The following is a 233-nucleotide window of genomic DNA, read 5'->3' on the forward strand; positions in this document are numbered from 1 at the left end:
CCGTTTACTGACCAAGTGTAACTATCACAAGCCGAAGCAGTAGTACTGTTTGAAGTACTTGGCGTGATGGTCAAGTTCAAGGTTTCAGTATGACATCCTACTACCGATGTATAAGTCCCCGAAATCGTATAAGTTGTTCCGTTTACTGACCACGTATAAGTATCACATGCCGAAGCGGTAGTGGTATTTGAAGTGCTTGGCGTAATAGTCAAGTTTAAAGTTTCAGTATGACA

At 41.6% G+C, this 233-nt stretch carries 1 protein-coding gene; it reads right to left on the minus strand.

The features are described 5' to 3' along the window. On the minus strand, window positions 1-233 hold a 233-nt coding region (locus HA632_RS01880), incomplete at both ends, for a hypothetical protein (protein WP_176305550.1).

Origin of the sequence: Flavobacterium sp. J49, from assembly GCF_011742145.1 — a bacterium.
Lineage (GTDB): Bacteria > Bacteroidota > Bacteroidia > Flavobacteriales > Flavobacteriaceae > Flavobacterium.